Source organism: Pedobacter sp. TM02, assembly GCF_059705275.1.
Genome location: NZ_AP046530.1, coordinates 2449577 through 2468678 on the forward strand (window position 1 = coordinate 2449577; position 19102 = coordinate 2468678).

Sequence of the window (19102 nt, forward strand, 5' to 3'; positions counted from 1 at the left end):
TAAGCTAATTACATTATGGGAAGAACAATTGGAGTTATTTTAATGATCATAGGTATTATCATGCTGGCGTGGACAGGTTTCACCTATACCAAAAAAGAAAAAGTGATAGACGCTGGCCCAATTCAGGTTTCGGCCGACAAACAAAAAACCGTAAACTGGCCTCCTTATGTAGGCGGCATTGTACTGATTGCAGGCGTCGTTGTTTTTGTAGGATCAAAGAAGAAGTAAAGGTAGAAGGTGTAGAACGAGCCTACTTGATTTCGAAATTTATTGAAATGCACTTGCGAAGTTTTAAAACTTCGCAAGTGTATTTGCTTACAAGTCTTCGTTGGTAACCGTAGCTATGGTTTCGCGCAGGTTATAATGCGATGCCATTACTTCGCCATAGGCACCAGCACTCCTAATGGCAATCAAGTCATTCCTGAAGCTTTCTGGCAATTCTACTTCTTTGCCAAAGCAATCGGTGCTTTCGCAAATTGGTCCAACTACATCGTATTTGATTTTAGCCGGCTGATTTTCGATTTTAGCTTGTGATATATTCTCTATTTTGTGATAGGCTTGATATAAAGCCGGTCGCATCAGCTCGGTCATGCCGGCATCCAGCACGATAAAATTTTTCTTTTTGCCATTCTTCACATACAACACTCTCGAAACGAGCGAAGCACTTTGTCCTACCAATGCCCTACCCAGTTCAAAGTGTACTTCTTGGTAAGGTTTTACTTCCAAGAAATCAGCAAAAATCTTAAAATAAGCCTCAAAATCGGGAATTTGTTGATCAGGATAATAATAATCGATACCTAACCCCCCACCCACGTTAAGTATGCTCACTTTAAAGCCATGGTCTTCAAACCAGGCAGCAAATTCGTTTACGCGTGTACAAAGGTTTTTATAAACATCTAAATTGGTAATCTGCGAGCCGATATGAAAATGGATTCCCACAAACTCTAAATTGGCCGAAATATTCAGGATATTGGCACAGGCCGGCATATCCCACGAATTGATGCCGAATTTGTTCTCGTCCAACCCGGTTGTAATGTTGGCATGCGTATGCGCGTCTACATTGGGATTGATACGGATAGCCACCTTGGCTTTTTTCTGCTTCTTTTCGGCCAGCTCGTTAATGACCTGCAGTTCCTGGATCGATTCGACATTGAAGCAAAAAATATCTAGGTCAAGGGCATCGTTAATTTCCCTGTCTGATTTGCCCACGCCTGCAAACACTACCTTTTCTTTGGCAAAGCCCACTTCGATGGCTTTTTTCACCTCGCCTCCGCTCACGCAATCGGCGCCAAAGCCCGCATCTTTGATTTTGGCTAAGACCTTAGGATTAAAATTGGCTTTCATGGCATAGTGCACATGAAACCGATAAGCGCTGGCCGCTGTTGCACAGGCCGTTAAAGTGCTTTGCAGCAAATTAAGGTCGTAATAATAAAACGGCGTTTCTAAATTAGAAAAATGTGCTCTATCTTTATCGGAAAACATCATCGTTGAAATTTCTATTCACAGTATTCCTCATCTTCTTAGCCGGCATATATGCCATCAATTACCTCGATTATCGGGTAAAAAACATCACACGACGCGAATTTGAAAGAAGGGTCAGGCTTTCTATCCTGCTTTTGTTGTTTATTATTTTTGTTTATTATTTCTTCAAGTAAGGCATCGGCATCGATTATTCGAAAATACGGTCGTGCAGGCTTCTTAAAGCTTCGGTTTTGTTTTCGGTCCCTACCAGCAACGAAATGTTATAGGCGCTGCCACCGTAAGAGATCATCCTTACCGGAATATGCTTGATCGAATCCAGCACCTTGGCCGCATAGCCGTGTTTCTCTGCACCAAAATCGCCCACTACACAAACGATGGTTTGGTCTTTATCAATCTCTACGCTGCCAAAAGAATTCAGTTCTTTTACAATTTCATCCAGGTTGTCCGTAAAATCAATGGTCAACGATACGGCTACCTCAGAGGTGGTAATCATATCAATCGGGGTTTTAAAGCGCTCGAAGATTTCGAAAATCCTTCTCAAGAAACCATAAGCCAACAACATGCGGCTCGACTGGATCTTGATGGCCGTAATGCCATCTTTAGCGGCGATAGACTTGATTTTTCCTTTTTCGCTTTCGGTACTGATCACCGTTCCCGCAGCCTTAGGCTCCATGGTATTGAGCAAACGAACCGGAATTTTGTATTTCTGTGCCGGAAAAACCGATTGCGGATGCAGGATTTTGGCACCGAAATAAGCCAGCTCGGCCGCCTCGTCAAACGACAGATGCGAAATGGGCTTGGTACCTTTTACAATACGGGGATCGTTGTTGTGCATGCCGTCAATGTCGGTCCAGATCTGCACTTCTTCGGCCATAATGGCGGCACCCAGCAAAGAGGCGGTATAGTCGCTGCCACCACGGCGCAGGTTGTCTACCTCGCCAAAACTATTGCGACAAATAAAGCCTTGGGTAATGAAAAGCTGATTGCCTTTATGTTTCTCTAGCAACGGGGCTAAATGGGCGGTGGTAAACGGAATATCGGGTTCGTTGTCTTCGTCTATTTTCATAAAATCGAGTGCCGGCAACAAAACCGATGGCACGCCGATGGATTTTAAATAGATGTGGTACAAGGTGGTCGACAACAACTCGCCTTGCGCCAATACCACTTTGTCTTCGATATGGGTAAACAGATCGTTGGACAAACCGGTCAGGAAATTGAAATGATAATCGACTACTTCCTGTCCCTGCTCCCTAAAATCGCCTGCCGGCAAAAGCTCTTCCACCACTTCGTTGTATTTTTGGTGCAGGCTGTTGATTAATTCGATGGCCTCCTTCTTATCACCCTTGAGCAGCTTTCCTGAAATTTCAACCAAACTATTGGTAGTACCAGACATGGCTGATAATACGACGATTTGCTCCTCTGCCGGATTGATGATATCCAACAGTTTTTTCATGCGCTCAGGGCTTCCAACAGACGTGCCTCCGAATTTTAATATTTTCATTTTAATTTTTAGAATAGGTATTTTTCTTAATATTGTAACGGGGCGTGAAATTAAAGAAAAGACGGCTAATTTCCGCTAAACTCACAAAATAAAATTCTGACTATGAAGCGTTTTAACCCAGAACGAACAATTTTAATTTTGTTTTGTCTTATATCAAACATCAACCAGATTTGTGTATGCAACTAGAACAATCTACATTAAACACTATTAATCAATGGCTTAAGGGCAATTACGACCAGGCCACCAAGGATAACATCCAATCGTTGCTTGATAGCGAAGCTTTTACCGAACTGACCGACTCTTTTTACAAAAGCCTCGAATTTGGCACCGGAGGCCTGCGTGGAATCATGGGACCAGGCTCTAACCGGATCAACAAGTACACCATAGGAACAGCCACCCAAGGGCTTTCCAATTACCTGAACAAAAAATATCCGGACGAGAAAATCAGTGTAGCCATTGCACACGACAGCCGCAACAACTCTGACTACTTTGCCCAAATTACAGCCGATGTGTTTTCGGCAAACGGCATCCATGTTTATTTTTTCGAAGCTTTGAGGCCAACGCCTGAGCTTTCTTTTGCCATTCGTCACTTAGGCTGCAAAAGCGGTGTAATGCTCACGGCCTCGCACAACCCGAAAGAGTATAACGGTTATAAGGCTTATGGCAACGACGGTGGCCAGTTTACTTCGCCCGACGATAAAATGGTGATGGCCGAAGTAGCCGCCATCCAAAACATTGACGAAGTAAAATTTGAACGTATAGACAGCAATATCGAACTGATTGGTGAAGCCATCGATCAGCTTTACTTAGATAAAATCACCGCGCTTTCGGTTTCGCCAGATGCTATTCAGCGTGAGCACGACCTTAAAATCGTATATTCTCCCATCCACGGAACGGGGATTACCCTGGTACCCAAAGCCTTGGCGCAGTTTGGCTTTACCAATGTAACCATTGTAGAAGAGCAGAGCAAGCCCGACGGCAACTTCCCTACCGTGGTTTATCCTAATCCCGAAGAAAAGGAGGCCTTGACGTTAGCCCTGAAAAAAGCGGCTGAAATTGATGCCGACCTGGTATTGGCTACCGACCCTGATGCCGACCGCGTGGGTATTGCCGTAAAAAACAACGATGGCGAATTTGTATTGCTTAACGGCAACCAAACGGGAAGCTTGCTCATCAACTACATCTTAACCGCTTGGCAGGAAAAAGGCAAGTTAACGGGCAAGGAATATGTAGTGAGTACGATTGTAACCACCAGCCTGATTAAAGCCATTTGCGATGCCAAAAACGTAGAGTATTTCAACACCTTAACCGGATTTAAATGGATTGGCCAGGTAATGACCAGCTTAGAAGGCCAAAAAACGTTTATCGCCGGTGGCGAAGAAAGCTATGGCTATTTGGTGGGCGATTTGGTAAGGGATAAGGATGCGGTGGTTTCTTGTGCTTTTATTGCCGAAATGACTGCTTTTTACAAAGACAAAGGCAGCAGCTTATACCAAGCTATGATCGATATGTATGTTACTTATGGTATGTACAAGGAAGATTTGGTATCAATCACCAAAAAAGGCAAAACCGGAGCCGAAGAAATCAAGGCCATGATGGAGAAATTCAGGAACAACCCGCCTGCCAAATTGGGTGGTTCTGACGTAGTAACCCTCAAAGACTATGAACTGAACAAGGAAACCGACATTAAGGCCGGATCGAGCAAGGAATTAGGTTTCCCTAAATCGGATGTATTGCAGTTCATTACTGCCGACGGCAGCATTATTTCGGCCCGTCCGAGTGGCACTGAGCCTAAAATCAAGTTCTACTGCAGCGTAAATGAGCCCTTGGCCAATAAGGCAGAATTTAAAGCCACGGAAGAAAAACTCAATGCCAAGATCAAAACCATTATGGAGGATCTGCAGGCGTAAAATAAAAGTCCTATAGAAACATCATACCGGACACCGACCCGGCATTTTTCTTTAAAACTATCTCAAGGTTGGTCTTTATGCCAACCTTTTTTGTAATCATCACCAATGGTCCGATATAATTTAGGGTAATTGAGTAAAGCCATCTTTAACGCTATTGTTGGTATTCTTCACTAACAATATGCAATTACATTATTTTCTTATTTAGCAATCTTCCTAAATGCCTCTTCTTATCAATTACCCCTTGAAACAGCCAACGCTTTTCCCCTTTACCTTACTGCCATAAAGGGCAATTAGAGGCAATTTGCACCTTAAAACCTTTAACAAGAAAGCTTACGATGAAGAAATCCAAACCTTAAACAAAGGCCTTTTCTTCATCAAAGCTTACAAAAAGGCAACTGGTTTATTCTTGGCTAAGAAAATCCAAAACAATTGGATTGTTTTGGACCTCACTGTTGCCATTGGCAGAGAACCTGAAGGCGATATAGCCATAAAATGTATTTTTATTACATTTTTGTGGAGCAGCAAGACAAACCACCTATTCCAATAATGATTTTGTTATGGTAAATTTTGTTGAGCTTTCTTATCTTGCCATTACCGTCTAATCTGAGTGTGAAGCGTGGACTGAACCTGACCAGCGCTCTAAAGAAATTGATGATGCCTACGAAAAAAGGAGATAAAAACCACAAAAAGTCCGTGTGCTTGAAAAGTAAACTTTAACGGTTCATACATGCAGGTTTAAAAGAACCTACAAAAACAACTGCAATTGCCTCGATTCCGGCACCAATAAATTTGCAAAACAAAAAAAGATAAGCCCTTATTTAATTTCGTCAATCGTATAGTGGATACCGTCTTTTAACGCTGGCAAAGTTTGCCAATTAATTGGGTTAAGCACAAATTCTTGGTCACAATCCTTAAATCGAAGAATGAGGTGGGCTTTTTCGTCAGCTGAATAGCCAACATTAACCTGATTATTGTGGTAGTCTTGCAACACCAGCGATTTAGAAGCAGTATCGAGTTGATAATGATAGTCTATCATTGTATCGTTTTCAGCCTGAAAGATGATGTAATTGTTTTTATGAAAGAAAACCTTTTTAAACCTGTTCCTCTCTCCTGTTTTGTTAATTACCTCATAGGCTCCGTTAAAAGGGCTTAGTTGAGTGCTACTGTTAAAAGCCCATGCTATGGGCGATAGGATATACCAGCCAATGCACAACAATAAAACAGGCTTGACAAAGTGATGATTAGGTAGTTTTAAAGCCTCCTGATCTGATTTGAGCTGAACGAATTGCTGCCTTACAAAAAAGGCATATACCTGTTTAAGCGATGGTGAAATATTAATCGTAATTACCAAAAGCAAAAACAACGAAAAGGTTTTAACCGATATGTCAAAACCAAAATTAATGATGCAGATATTTAAAAATAAAGCAAGCGACATGTAGAAGCCAACAAGCCTGGTGCTTCTAAAAAATAAAAGCAGGGCTACAAAAACTTCAACAAATCCTATGGCAACGTTATAAAATTTAGAAGTGCCAAAGGTACTCCATAACAAAATATCCTTGTCTAAATTGCCAAAAGGCGTGTAAAGGATGTTGGCTTCTGGTGTAGAAAATTGTTGCAACAGCACTTTATCAATTCCGTATTTCAATAAAACAAGGCCTATGTAGTAAGGCGAGCAAGCATAAAATAGGCGTACAAAAACAGAAGTTTTTATTTTTAGCAGCTTTTGCCCAACAACTACAATTATTGCCAGCAAAAAAAGCAAGAGCAATAAAAGATTAAGCCCTATCGTATCAGAAGAAAAATCTATATTTCTGATTCCATTTGCGAATAGCTGTTCCTGTATAAGTTCTACAGGCTTTTGAAATAAAAACAGTGTAAGGCGGAACTGAAAATCCTTACCGTTAAAAGTTAAGGGAATAAAAACAAATGCCAGTAAAGAAAACAAAGCCAATATCTCTGTAAAGCCTTTTTTAAAAGCATTCATATCCCCTTGCCCTACTTTTTGTTTAGCTTATTCTCTTTGTCAAGATCTATAAATTGTAGGTTATTGACCAGGTAGCCAACGTATTTCTTCTTTAATGCATTTTTTAGCGAATCGATGCTCTTTATCTCCAAAAAAGTTTTCGACAGGCTTAAGGTATCTTTTTTAAAAGCGGTCCGCCACACCCTTCCGTTTACTTCTTTGGTTTCGCTTTTAAAAACAATCAGCTTATTATTCTTCTTTACAACAGTATCTATCTTATTGATGTTTCTTTCTACAATTCCAAAATTAGACCTCCCAATATCAAAAAGATCCTTTTCAACTGTAGTTCTAAAATTTCGGCTGTTGCCACTGTGACTTTTAAAAGAAATCAATTTTGTTTGTCCGAAACTTGCCAAACAAAACAAACAGCATACCATGAGAAGAGTGAACCGCATCGCTTAAATTTATATTTAAATATAGACAAATATATTGTGCATGAGTTGGCATTCGGGCAATCTTTTATAATCATATTAATAGTCAATGTGGATCTCAATCGAGACAGACCCTGTGTTGGTGTTCAGGACCGCGATGAGGAGGATTGACAAATTACCTCACTACTTCCCAAAGCGATTTGATCTTTACAACAGGCTTTTGACCAACCAAATCCTTCGCGTCGAAGGTGATGACCTTTTCTTTACCAGGTTCCAAATCGAAATAGTTATCGCTCAATTTGCCTGTATAGCCTGCTATATCTACAAAAACATATTTGGCAAAGGCCTTGGCTCTTAGCACGATCTGGTTGCCCTTAACCCGATACGTGATTTGTGGATCGCTCAATTTTAAATCTTTAGGCCTAACGGTATCTCTGGCTGGTCTCACATCGTCGCGATAAGCCTCTTTTACGGCATACCAGGCCGCTTTGGGCGCACGGTGGTAGTAATCGGTAATACTCCAACTGGCTACTGGCCAGCAATCGTTCAATTGCCACAGCAAAGTACCCATGTTATAAGGTTCTTTGCTCCGGTGGATCAAAATCATGTTTTTAAAGCCATAATACTGCACGCATTGGGTCAGGTAGGTATAGTCCTCCACCGACAGTTTGCCAATCCGACTTTCATCGATCATGTAATTTTTGAGGTAGCCATTCAATTTTTGATAGCCATTTCCCGCCTTTTGGTGGCTTTGCATCACATCGGAAGCCAAATACCTGTCTTGCGATTGCGTAAAGGCCAGGATACTTGAATAGTTGGGCATGGCCTGCATGCCGTATTCGCTAACAAAACGGCCGGTTTTATTTTCAAACACTTCAAAATCTTCGCCACCCCACCAAGTGCCCCAATAATGGCTGTCGCCTTCGGTAATGCTGGTTTTAACACCCCACCCATATTTTGGCGAGGTACTGACATAAGGTCTTGCATCGCCCGCTTCCTTAATCCATTTCGGAATGCTGTCTCTGAATAACTGGGTATAATCCTGCCAAAGCTTAACCGAATCTTTTGGCCGTAGCCTGAACTGGCTTTGCCAACCCCAACGGTTAAAAGCTTCGTCAATTTCGTTGTTGCCACACCATACCACAATACTTTTATGATGCCTCAGCCGCTTTACCTGATATTTCACCTCTTCCCGCACATTATCGATAAAATGCTTGTCGCCCGGCACCATAGTACCCGCAAACATAAAATCCTGCCAAACGTAAATGCCCAGCGAATCGCAGAGGTTATAAAAATCGTCTGATTCGTAAATGCCACCTCCCCAAACGCGCAACATGTTCATATGGGCATCTTTGGCCATCAATAACATTTTCCGATAATCAGATTTTTTCATCCGCGTTACAAAGGCATCCGAGGGAATATAGTTGGCCCCTTTCATGTAAGTTGGCTTTCCGTTGATGCTAAAATAAAATGAACTGCCTTTGTCATCAGGTTTTTGGACCAATTCTACCTGAACCGGGGCCACAAAAGGCTTTTCGGCAGGTTTTTGGTTATAGGCCTCCAGGCGAACTTCTTTCCAAATGCCACAACCGGTCAGCTTCGGACCCCAGTCCCAGCCAAAATGAAATTGGGCCTTGCGCACATAGGCCCGCGGATTGTCTGGAATAACAAAAGGCAAATCGGCTTTGGCCATCGAATCGACTTTGTTCTGGGCCGAATAAAACCTAATGCGCAGTTGATTATCTTTAGCCTTGAGCCATTTTTTAACGTCTATACGCCATTGGCGGAACATGTTATCGGCCTGCAAAATAAGTTTTCCGTTTAAATATACATCAGCATAGGTATCTAAGCCATCAAAAACCAACTCGACCTGCTTTTGACCGAAAACCCGCGCTTCAACCCCAAAACTGCTTTTGTAATCCCAATTTTCTCGCTCTATCCATTGCACCTTTTTCTCATTGTCACGATAAAAGGGATCGGGAATGAGCTGGTTGCGCAACAAATCGGTATGCACTTCGCCCGGAACCTTTGCCGGGTACCATTTGGCCTCGTCCTGCTCCTGAAACTGCCAGTTGGCATTGAGTTTTTGGACAATTACCTGTGCATCTGCCCTGCAAACAAAAAACGCAAGGAGCAACATCAAAGCAAATTGGGTGTACTTGTTTTTCATAGCCTTAAAGATGGCAAAATTCTGGAGATTTATGACAAAGGTTAAACTACTAGATGGCCTAAGGTTTGATGGCCGGACGGGAACCCAAATACATGTATTGCAAACCACCTCAAAAACATCCATTTTTTTATGGCTTAGCAACGAATTAATTCCTACTTTTGCGCCCAATGGCTGGCTACAGAAAACTCATCGCAATTTTTTTAGTCGTTGGTATAAGCACCAACTGCTTCAACTATTGGCTGTTGGCCACTTCTTATGCCTTTAACAAGGCCTACATTTCCTCCGTTTTATGTACCAACAAAGACAAGCCCGAACTGCATTGTGAAGGTAAGTGTTTTATGGACATTAAATTGAAAGAACTGGAGCAAAAGAACAAGCAGGATCAGGAAACCCTAAAAAGGATGATCGAAAGCCTGGCTCCAGAAACCGTTGCTTTTTTAGCGCCGGTTGTAGAAGTTCGTTTGGCCACGGCCGTACCTAACTATTTGCAGAAAAAGCCTATTCAAACGGCTGTATCCATCTTCCATCCGCCCCAGTTGGGCTAATCCCATCATTTTCTGGCTAATTGCAGTCGCCCGTTTTGGCGAGATGGCTTTGCTATGCAACCAGCCCATGCTACCTATTGATTTTACAACTCAATTGATGGGCATTTCATGCCTTAACCTTATTAACTTTTAAAAAATGAATATCAAAAATATATCCATCGCATTTGTTGCGCTTTTTACCCTTGTATTGACTTCTTGCAAAAAAAACGAAACCGTTACGCCAGCTGACGAAAAAGGCGCTTTTACCCTCGAGTTCGACAACGTCGTAAACGGCAATCCGCTTGTATTGGAAACCCAAAACTACACCAATGCCAATGGCGACAGCTTTAATGTGTCGGTATTCAAATATTACGTCAGCAATATCAAACTGACCAAAGCCGACGGCTCGGTTTACAGTGCACCCGAAAGCTATATGCTGGTTGATGCTTCTAAACCCGCAAGCCTGCTCAACAGCCTTAACAACGTCCCTGTCGGCGATTATACCAAAATTTCCTTCCTCATCGGCGTAGACAAGGAAAGAAACCTGGCTGGTGCGCAAACCGGCGCCCTAGATCCGGCACTAGGCATGTTCTGGACCTGGAACAGCGGCTATATCTTCGTTAAGTTTGAGGGCACTTCGCCACAATCGACCGCAACCAATAAAAGCCTTACTTTCCACATTGGAGGCATTGTGGACCCGAATAACACCATCAGAACGTTCAGCACCTCGTTTAGCGCAGCCAATCCGCTGAGGATCAGGGCAGACAAAAAACCACAGCTCCATTTTAAAGTTAATGTGGCCAGTTTATTTACCGGCAAACAAAACATCAAATTCGGCAACCTGAACTTTACCATGGGTGGTGCCAACTCGGTTATTGTAGCCGATAATTATGCAGATGGCCTATTTCAGTTAGACCATATCCATAATTAGGCTATGAAGCATATTAAAATATATCTTGGCCTGCTGGCGGGTTTGGTGCTGCTTTATGCCTGCAGCAAACGGGAAGCCAGCAAGCCGGCAGAAGAACCAATCGTTTTTGTAAAGCCGGCCAATTTCCCTTCGCCAACCTACAACTTTGAGGGTAACCCATTAAGCAATAAAGCGTTTGCATTGGGCAAAAAGCTGTTTTACGATGTCAGGCTCTCGGCCGATAAAAGCGTATCGTGCGGGAGTTGCCATCAGCAGTTTGCGGCTTTTGCCCAGCTTGACCATAATGTAAGCCATGGCGTTAACAATTGTTTAGGCAAACGCAATGCACCGGTGTTGTTCAACTTGGCTTGGCAAAAAGAATTTTTCTGGGATGGCGGTGCCAAAAATCTCGAAATTGTACCTGTAAACGCCATTACCGATGCCTGCGAAATGGCAACCGACCTGAATACCATTGTGAGCTTTTTGAAGGGAACCAACCCTTATCCACAGCTTTTTACCGATGCTTTTGGGCAAAATTCTATCACTTCGCAAAACCTGTTAAGAGCCCTTGCTCAATTTACGGCAACAATGGTATCGGCCAACAGCAAGTACGACAAAATCATGCGCAATCCGCAACAATATGCCTTTACAGCCGACGAGCAACAGGGTTACGAGCTATTTAAGGCTAAATGCGCCAGTTGCCATCAAGAGCCCTTGTTTACCGACCTCAGCTACCGAAGCAATGGCCTGGATATAAACGGTGCCGACGAAGGGCGTAAAATTATTATCGGATTGGAGAGCGACAAAGGCAAATTCAGGGTTCCAACCTTGAGAAACATCGAGTTATCAGCGCCTTACATGCACGATGGCCGTTTCAACACCCTAGAAAAGGTTTTGGAACACTATAACAGTGGCATACAACGGGCGCCAAACTTAGATCCTTTGCTCAAAACGGGTATAGCCCTGTCGGTTACGCAAAAACAACAAATCATTTCTTTTCTAAAAACACTAAGCGACGATGAATTCATCAAAAATAAAATCTTTAGTGAGGAGTAAATTTCTGCTTCTCGCCTTATGTCTGAGCAGCACCAGTGCTTTTGCCTGCGATATCTGCGGCTGCTTTATGGGGCTAACGCCTTACGATAACCAGAGCAGTTTTGGCTTGCTGTACCGCTACCGTTCATTTAACGGTTATCGAGGCCAAAGCCATCAGTTTTTTCCACGGGGAAGCAGTTTCTTTATACCGAAAGACGACAGAAGTCAACCGTTAACCGGTCACAACAACAATCCGGAAGATTATGAAGCATACCGCACCATGGAACTGCGAGGCCGTTATTTTTTGCACAAACGTATCGAATTAAATGCCATCATTCCCTACAATTCGAACAGCGAGCGCTATAACGGCTATACTTCTTCCATTTCGGGCATGGGCGACATCAACCTGTATGCGGGTTATCACCTGATCAGAAAACTGGATCAGCCTGTGCTTAACCAGCGTTTAATTGTAGGTGCAGGCCTCAAGTTGCCTACCGGGAAAAACAACATCAAGACCTTAGACGGTATCCGTTATTCGGCCCTGATGCAACCCGGAACCGGCAGTACCGATGGCTTTATTTACGCCAATTACCTGTTGGGCTTCAAAAAATTCGGCATGAGCCTGAATACTTCGTACAAAATAAATGGAGAAAACAGCGAACGCGAAGGAATTGCCAATAGCAGTACTACTTTTCTCAACTTCTTTTACACCCAAAAGTTGAGCAAAAACTGGCAGGTTATGCCATCGGTACAGTTCTTCTACGAAAATTCGGCCGGCGAAACCTATAAGGGAATCAAAACCGGAGAGCACGAAATGAACAACCTGATGGGCGGCATCGGCGCCGACCTGTACTACAAAAATATTGCGTTGAACCTGGGCATGCAAACCAATATGTGGCAGGCCAAAACCGACCATCCACAAAGCGCAGCCAAGATTTACTTGGGCATTACCTATAACATCAACCAATTGTATTATTTATTAAAATCTTAAACAAATCGTCAGGCATACGCTGAACATCTTACACGTTTAGCGTATGTTTGTAAACTAAATTTTAATCATCATGATCAAATTTAAAAACATCGCCATTGCAGGTTTTTCTATAGCACTTGCCTTTGGCTTAGCCGCCTGCAACAACAATAAGAAATTGCCTTTTTATGGTCAGCGGGAAGCAAAGGTGATCAAGGACAAAGATGGCCACGAAAGCATAGATACCGTATACCAAACCATTCCTGATTTCAAATTGCTTAACCAGGACAGTGTAGTCATTACGCAAGACCAGTTTAAGGATAAAATTTATGTGGCCGATTTCTTCTTTACCTCGTGCACTACCATTTGCCCAACCATGCACCGTAACCTTAAAACAGTTTACGAGGCCTACAAAGACAATCCCGAAGTGGCTTTCTTGTCGCATACCATTGATTTTAAATACGATAAACCTTCCGTATTGAAAAAATATGCCGAAAAACTGGGTGTAAATACCCAAAAATGGACTTTTGTTTATGGCAGCAAAGACGAAATCTATCACCTGGCCGAACATAATTACCTGGTAGCCGTACAAGAAGACAGCACAGCCAAAGACGGCTACATCCACCAAGGTTGGCTGGTATTGGTCGACAAGCACAAACGCATGCGTGGCGCTTACGACGGCACGAAAACCGAAGAGGTAGAAAAGCTGAAAAAAGACATTGCTACTTTATTGGCCGAAAAAGAATAACATGCGTAAAACCATTCTATTTACCGTTTTCTGGCTTACTGTAGTCGCTATCGTTTATTCCTGCCAAGATGCCAGCGAAATAGAAAAAGCCAAGTATATGTCCAACGGCAAGGATCTGTATAAAACCTATTGCCAAAACTGCCATGGCGAAAACGGCGAGGGTTTGGGCCAACTGGCGCCACCATTAACCGATACCGTGTTTTTAAAACAAAACAAGGCTAAACTGGCCTGTATCATCAAAAACGGCACCAACGAAGCTATGACCATCAACGGCAAAGCTTACCAAGGCAAAATGCCCGATTTTCCGAACTTGCACGATATCGATTTGGCTCAGGTGATAGTTTACATTACCAACTCGTTTGGCAACAACCAAGGCATGTACGATTACCAAAAGGTTACCGCCGACCTGCAGAACTGTAAATAATCATACTTGCTAAGTTTTAAAAGCTTAGCAAGTGTTATTATTTTTCATGGTCATCTGCATGATACCAATTGGGATTGGCCTTTACCGCGGCCTTAATAATAGCATCCAATTCCGATTTTGAAGGCAGGATAGATTCGCCAAGGCTATCGCCCATACTCATGACCTGAGGAGCTGAGGCTTTTGATGGATCGTGTGGCCGGGCCTTAAAATCAAATTCGGCTACATTAACCAACACTTTAAAAACGGCATAAGGCATTTTTAAATCGCCATACTTCTTTTCTATAATGAAGTGGCCAGGCCTATTTTCATTCTCCCAATCCGCAAACTTATGGTTTCCGGCTAGATCCATCTTCTCTACGTCATCTGCGGGTGCTTCACTATTTCCATAAGCAGTACCCTCGTCGTTCAATCTGAGCGAAAACTCTTCATCATGTTTTTTCCTGCTGTCCAAATAATCCTTGGCATGACCAGCTACCGGCAACGCAGCCGCCACTTTTAAGGCGTTGATCAGCTCTCCACGATCATAAAGATGAGGTCTGATTACTTTCTCTGTTCCTTGATCGCTATCACGATGGGTCCACATGTTCATCGGATGATTAGTCGAGGTTAGCTCCAATGTACGGGCCTGCAAGCCTCTTAAACCGGTTTTCAAGCTGGCACTGTCTCTTAAAACCTCCGATGAATCATCATTTAACTGGGTTTCCGCGTGGAGACCGGTTGTATAGATATCCAGCTTATGGCTATGGCCATATCCCTTGGCATCTTTGTCCATCGAAGCCGTTTTCGGGAAATAATAAAATCCAGGTCCGCTATACTGCGTGGCATCGCCACCACCAGCCAACTGCTTCTGGTAATCTAAACCTTGGGCCAACGATTTCACGTTTCCAGGCGAATTAGTGCCATGCTGCCCATCAAGATCCAAGGTTCTCTTCTTGCTCATGGCCGCAAAAATGGGGTGAAGCTCTACGTATTCCTGTGCAACTTCGTGCAGATCGTGTTCGCCTCCACCACCTAAACGTATCACATATTTATCGCCTTTAACGTCAACAATCTGTCCGTACCAAGGTACTCTACCATTATTTACCTGCACATGCTTTCCCTTTTCGAGGCCCTTAACCCTCTGTATAACCGCATGGCCAGAACTTGGCCTGTTATCAACCAGATAGGCTCCATTGGTGCTGTGCTGGGGCGAGACGGTATTGGATTGCGAAGCCAATTTGGCTTTTTCAGTGGCTAAACCTTCCATTTGGGATGAGCGTTATGATATTATCATTAAATATAATGGTTATCTTTGCATAAATGCAAACCATTCTATCGCCGTTCTAGTTAAATAGAAAGGAGGAAAGTCCGGGCAACATAGAGCATCTCGCTTCCTAACGGGAAGGAACTTGGGATTGAAGACCTGAGTGACGGAAAGTGCCACAGAAAATATACCGTCCCGATCTGATCGGGATAAGGGTGAAAACGTGAGGTAAGAGCTCACGAGCTCGCTAAGTGATTAGCGTTTTGGTAAACCCCGGGAGTTGAAAGACCAAATAGGCTAACGCATGTAGGGCTGCTCGCCTGATGTTAGTGGGTAGGTCGTTAGAGATAAATGGCAACATTTATACTAGATTAATGATAGAAACCCGATTTATCGGGGACAGAACCCGGCTTACCGGTTTGCATTTTTTATTTGACGATTAAATAAAAACAATATATTAGCGAAAAGTTAAAAAGAAGAACACACCTATGGCAAAATTGCTGATAATTGATGATGAGCGGGCGATAAGGAGTACCTTGCGCGAAATTTTGGAATACGAAAGCTACGACGTTGACGATATAGACAACGGCATAGACGGACTGGAGCTCATCAAAAAGAACAACTACGACCTTGTCCTTTGCGACATCAAAATGAACAAAATGGACGGTATGGAAGTGCTTGAAAATGCACTTGCCTTAAAGCCAGACCTGCCGTTTATCATGATATCTGGCCATGGAACCGTAGAAACAGCCATAGAAGCCAGCAAAAAAGGCGCGTTCGACTTTGTGTCCAAACCACCTGATCTTAACAGGCTTTTAATTACGGTTCGCAATGCCTTAGACCGCGGTACTTTGGTTACCGAAACCAAGGTTTTAAAGCGAAAAGTAAGCAAAACCCGTCATATCCTTGGCGATTCTGAAAGCATCAGCCGAATCAAGGAAACCATCGACCGTGTAGCCCCTACCGAAGCCCGCGTATTGATTACCGGTGCCAACGGAAGTGGAAAAGAGCTGGTGGCGAGATGGATCCATGAAAAATCGAACCGTGCAGAAAGCCCTTTAATTGAGGTGAACTGTGCGGCTATACCTTCAGAGCTCATCGAAAGCGAATTGTTTGGCCACGAGAAAGGCTCGTTTACTTCTGCCGTTAAACAACGTATCGGCAAATTCGAGCTGGCCAATGGTGGCACCTTGTTTTTAGATGAAATCGGCGACATGAGCCTTTCGGCCCAAGCCAAGGTATTGCGAGCCCTGCAGGAGCATAAAATAACCCGTGTGGGCGGCGAAAAAGAATTGGATGTAAACGTACGCGTAATTGCCGCCACCAACAAAGACCTCTTAAAAGAAATTGAAGACGGCAATTTTAGGATGGACCTTTATCATCGCCTCAACGTAATCAATATCCACGTACCGCACCTAACAGAACGTACCGATGATATTCCGGTTATTGCACAACACTTCTTAGAAGAAATCTGCAACGACTACGGTATGCCGGTAAAGAAAATAAACGATGCCGCCATGAACGCGCTTAAAGGCCTGCCATGGACCGGTAACGTACGCGAACTGCACAACATGATTGAGCGTTTGATCATCTTAAGCGATAAAGTCATCACCGAGAATGATGTTGTGGCCTTTGCCAACCCCACTGGAGGCACCAATATAGGCGCCGCAAACGGCAATGGACACGCCACCGCTACGCATGGAGGCTCGGCAATAGATTACGACAAGTTTTCGAACTTTCAGGATTATAAAGACCACGCCGAGAAAGAATTTATCAAGTTCAAGCTGGAAAAAAACAACTGGAACGTTTCTAAAACAGCCGACGACATCGAAATCCAACGAAGTCACCTCTATAGCAAAATTGAAAAATTCGGCTTAAAAAGAAGCGAATAAACAAGCATTAGTCCGAAGTCAAAAGCCAGTAGTTTTAAATTTAAAATTACTGGCTTTTTTATTTTGGCCGCTTTAGCTTAGCTCCTGTTAACTTAAATAATCGGCCTGACGGCTCAACATGGCCCTGTATTTATTGAATATGGCCGTTTTAGAAACAAAGCCAACATATTGTTCCTGGTGGTCAACTACTGGCAAAATCCACAGGTTTTCATTTTCCATCAGCTGAAGCACCTGCTTCATATCGGCATCAATGGGCAATAATTGTGGTGCGGGCCGTACCAATTCGTCAATAGTTAAGGTTTCGTCTATAGATTGTCCAACAGCTACCTTCAGGATATCTTCCACATACAGCAAGCCAAAGAGTTTTCCATGCGCATCAACTACCGGAAACAGGTTGCGCTTCGATTGCAGCACTTCCCCCATCCTATCTTTGATCAAATCGCCCTGCTTTAACACCAGGTAATCCTTTTCGATCAGGTAACGCAATTTCATCATGTTCAATACCGTAGTGTCTTTGTCTTCGTGGTGCGAAAGCTGGCCTTTATCAGCCAAAGGCTTGGTATAAATGGAATACTTATTGGCACTGCGGTTAATGAGATAGGCAATAGCCGTAGTAATCATTAAAGGCACCATCAGCACATAGCCTCCAGTAATTTCGGCAATCAAAAAGATACCCGTTAAAGGCGCATGCATAATCGACCCCAACGATGCCGCCATGCCAGCCACGATAAAATTGGCGGTATTTACCTGGGCTATCCCCAACGTATTGATACTAAAAGCCACACTAAAGCCGATCAATCCGCCGATAATCAAACTAGGTGCAAAAATACCTCCATTACCGCCAGCACCCAAGGTAACCAGCGTAGCCACCGACTTGGCAAACACGGTAACAACTGTAAAAAGAAGAATAACAGCTGGAAAAACACTATAATCTGCAAATATACTGTTGTTGATCACCGCTGTAGTATCGCCTTTTAAAAGGCTTTTGATGGTGATATAGCCTTCGCCGTATAAGGTTGGAAACAGAAAGACCAAGGCACCCAGCATCAATCCGCCAATAACCACCTTTTTGTAGGGATGCTTGATTTTATAGAAAAAGCCCTTGATGGCATAATTGGCCTTGCCAAAATAAATTGAGAACAAGCCGATTAGGCCTGCCAAAACCACATAAAACCCCAATGCGTTTACCTCCCAGCCTTCGGTTACCAGGTAGAACAATTGTTCGTTGTAAAAGAACCTGGCCACAACCGCTGCCGTAGCCGCCGATAAAAGCAAAGGTATAAACGCCGGAATGGTGAATTCGGGCAATAGGATTTCTATGGCAAATACAATTCCCGCAATGGGGCTGTTAAAAGCCCCTGCTATGGCCCCTGCTGCGCCACAAGCCAGCAAAAGCGTAATCTCGCGGTAAGAAAGGCCTAAAAAACGGCCCACTGCCGAGCCTATGGTAGAACCACTGGTTACGATAGGCGCCTCCAGTCCGGTAGAACCACCAAAACCTACGGTTAACGCCGCGGTAATAATCTGCGAATAGGAATTATGGAGCTCCAACTTGCTCGAATTTCTGGAAATGGTATACAGCAATGGCGTTAAACCGGTTTCGAACTTGCCTTTTCTGATAAAGCGGCGTACATAAGCCACCGAAAGAAAAATACCGATTAGGGGAAACAGCAAGTATAAATAGTACTTGTATTGCCAATGCAGGTCTGTTTGTAAAAATTTTTCGATATGGTGGGTAATCGTTTTGAGCAGCGCCGCTGCCAAGCCGGCCAAAACGCCAACGATCAGGGCCGCAACAACCAGGAAATTCCTGTTGGAGATTTTGCTTTTTCTATACTCATTAAGCCGATTAATATTGGTTATAAATCCTGCATACATCAGACAAGGTTGATTTGGGTTATC

Annotated in this window: 17 protein-coding genes and 1 other RNA gene; 11 read left to right on the forward strand and 7 right to left on the reverse strand. The window is 43.4% G+C overall.

Annotated elements, in window-relative coordinates; genetic code table 11:
* Positions 1-15 precede the first annotated feature (15 nt).
* The gene (locus AC6H1S_RS10345; RefSeq protein WP_199140880.1) at positions 16-228 is read left to right on the forward strand and encodes a hypothetical protein; all 213 of its coding nucleotides are present in this window, start codon (positions 16-18) and stop codon (positions 226-228) included.
* An 87-nt stretch (positions 229-315) separates the two neighbouring features.
* On the opposite strand, the gene lysA is transcribed toward AC6H1S_RS10345, so the two are convergent.
* Positions 316-1482, reverse strand: a complete 1167-nt coding sequence (gene lysA, locus AC6H1S_RS10350; protein ID WP_497566027.1) for a diaminopimelate decarboxylase — start codon at positions 1480-1482, stop codon at positions 316-318.
* A gap of 5 nt (positions 1483-1487) precedes the next feature.
* Between lysA and AC6H1S_RS10355 the strand changes: the two genes are divergently transcribed.
* Positions 1488-1655, forward strand: a complete 168-nt coding sequence (locus tag AC6H1S_RS10355) for a hypothetical protein (RefSeq protein WP_199140878.1) — start codon at positions 1488-1490, stop codon at positions 1653-1655.
* A gap of 14 nt (positions 1656-1669) precedes the next feature.
* Here the strand turns inward: AC6H1S_RS10355 and AC6H1S_RS10360 are convergent, their stop codons facing one another.
* On the reverse strand, positions 1670-2983 hold the full coding sequence (locus AC6H1S_RS10360) for an aspartate kinase (protein WP_497563545.1): 1314 nt from the start codon (positions 2981-2983) through the stop codon (positions 1670-1672).
* 176 nt (positions 2984-3159) lie between these two features.
* Here AC6H1S_RS10360 and AC6H1S_RS10365 point away from each other — a divergent pair, with 176 nt between their 5' ends.
* Positions 3160-4893: a phospho-sugar mutase gene (locus AC6H1S_RS10365; protein ID WP_497563546.1), complete on the forward strand. Its 1734-nt coding sequence runs from the start codon at positions 3160-3162 to the stop codon at positions 4891-4893.
* Between the two features lie 814 nt (positions 4894-5707).
* Here the strand turns inward: AC6H1S_RS10365 and AC6H1S_RS10370 are convergent.
* The 3 genes from AC6H1S_RS10370 to AC6H1S_RS10380 form a co-directional block, all read right to left on the reverse strand.
* On the reverse strand, positions 5708-6877 hold the full coding sequence (locus AC6H1S_RS10370; RefSeq protein ID WP_497563547.1) for a hypothetical protein: 1170 nt from the start codon (positions 6875-6877) through the stop codon (positions 5708-5710).
* A gap of 11 nt (positions 6878-6888) precedes the next feature.
* Positions 6889-7248 (reverse strand): hypothetical protein, encoded by a 360-nt coding sequence (locus AC6H1S_RS10375; RefSeq protein WP_497563548.1) that lies wholly within the window; start codon positions 7246-7248, stop codon positions 6889-6891.
* A 214-nt stretch (positions 7249-7462) separates the two neighbouring features.
* On the reverse strand, positions 7463-9457 hold the full coding sequence (locus AC6H1S_RS10380; RefSeq protein WP_497563549.1) for a beta-mannosidase: 1995 nt from the start codon (positions 9455-9457) through the stop codon (positions 7463-7465).
* A gap of 167 nt (positions 9458-9624) precedes the next feature.
* On the opposite strand from AC6H1S_RS10380, the gene AC6H1S_RS10385 reads away from it, so the two are divergent.
* The 6 genes from AC6H1S_RS10385 (at position 9625) to AC6H1S_RS10410 (ending at position 14065) form a co-directional block, all read left to right on the forward strand.
* Positions 9625-10002 carry a hypothetical protein gene (locus tag AC6H1S_RS10385; protein ID WP_199139329.1) on the forward strand — a complete coding sequence of 126 codons (378 nt, stop codon included), beginning with the start codon at positions 9625-9627 and terminating at the stop codon, positions 10000-10002.
* Positions 10003-10138: 136 nt separating this feature from the next.
* On the forward strand, positions 10139-10912 hold the full coding sequence (locus tag AC6H1S_RS10390) for an MbnP family protein (protein ID WP_497563550.1): 774 nt from the start codon (positions 10139-10141) through the stop codon (positions 10910-10912).
* 3 nt (positions 10913-10915) lie between these two features.
* Positions 10916-11947, forward strand: a complete 1032-nt coding sequence (locus AC6H1S_RS10395) for a cytochrome-c peroxidase (protein ID WP_497563551.1) — start codon at positions 10916-10918, stop codon at positions 11945-11947.
* On the forward strand, positions 11937-12917 hold the full coding sequence (locus tag AC6H1S_RS10400; protein ID WP_497563552.1) for a transporter family protein: 981 nt from the start codon (positions 11937-11939) through the stop codon (positions 12915-12917). The genes AC6H1S_RS10395 and AC6H1S_RS10400 overlap by 11 nt, the downstream gene beginning before the upstream one ends.
* Before the next feature lie 70 nt (positions 12918-12987).
* Positions 12988-13641, forward strand: a complete 654-nt coding sequence (locus tag AC6H1S_RS10405) for an SCO family protein (protein WP_199139333.1) — start codon at positions 12988-12990, stop codon at positions 13639-13641.
* A 1-nt stretch (position 13642) separates the two neighbouring features.
* A complete protein-coding gene (locus AC6H1S_RS10410; RefSeq protein ID WP_497563553.1) occupies positions 13643-14065 on the forward strand; it encodes a c-type cytochrome in 423 nt (140 codons plus the stop codon).
* 37 nt (positions 14066-14102) lie between these two features.
* On the opposite strand, the gene AC6H1S_RS10415 is transcribed toward AC6H1S_RS10410, so the two are convergent.
* Complete coding sequence (locus AC6H1S_RS10415; RefSeq protein WP_497563554.1) at positions 14103-15311, reverse strand: hypothetical protein; 1209 nt, start codon at positions 15309-15311, stop codon at positions 14103-14105.
* A 52-nt stretch (positions 15312-15363) separates the two neighbouring features.
* On the opposite strand from AC6H1S_RS10415, the gene rnpB reads away from it, so the two are divergent.
* Together rnpB and AC6H1S_RS10425 are read left to right on the forward strand one after the other, a co-directional pair.
* Positions 15364-15738, forward strand: an RNA gene (gene rnpB, locus AC6H1S_RS10420) — RNase P RNA component class A.
* A gap of 58 nt (positions 15739-15796) precedes the next feature.
* Positions 15797-17200 (forward strand): sigma-54-dependent transcriptional regulator, encoded by a 1404-nt coding sequence (locus AC6H1S_RS10425; RefSeq protein WP_497563555.1) that lies wholly within the window; start codon positions 15797-15799, stop codon positions 17198-17200.
* Positions 17201-17287: 87 nt separating this feature from the next.
* On the opposite strand, the gene AC6H1S_RS10430 is transcribed toward AC6H1S_RS10425, so the two are convergent.
* Positions 17288-19078 carry a chloride channel protein gene (locus AC6H1S_RS10430; protein WP_497563556.1) on the reverse strand — a complete coding sequence of 597 codons (1791 nt, stop codon included), beginning with the start codon at positions 19076-19078 and terminating at the stop codon, positions 17288-17290.
* Positions 19079-19102 lie beyond the last annotated feature (24 nt).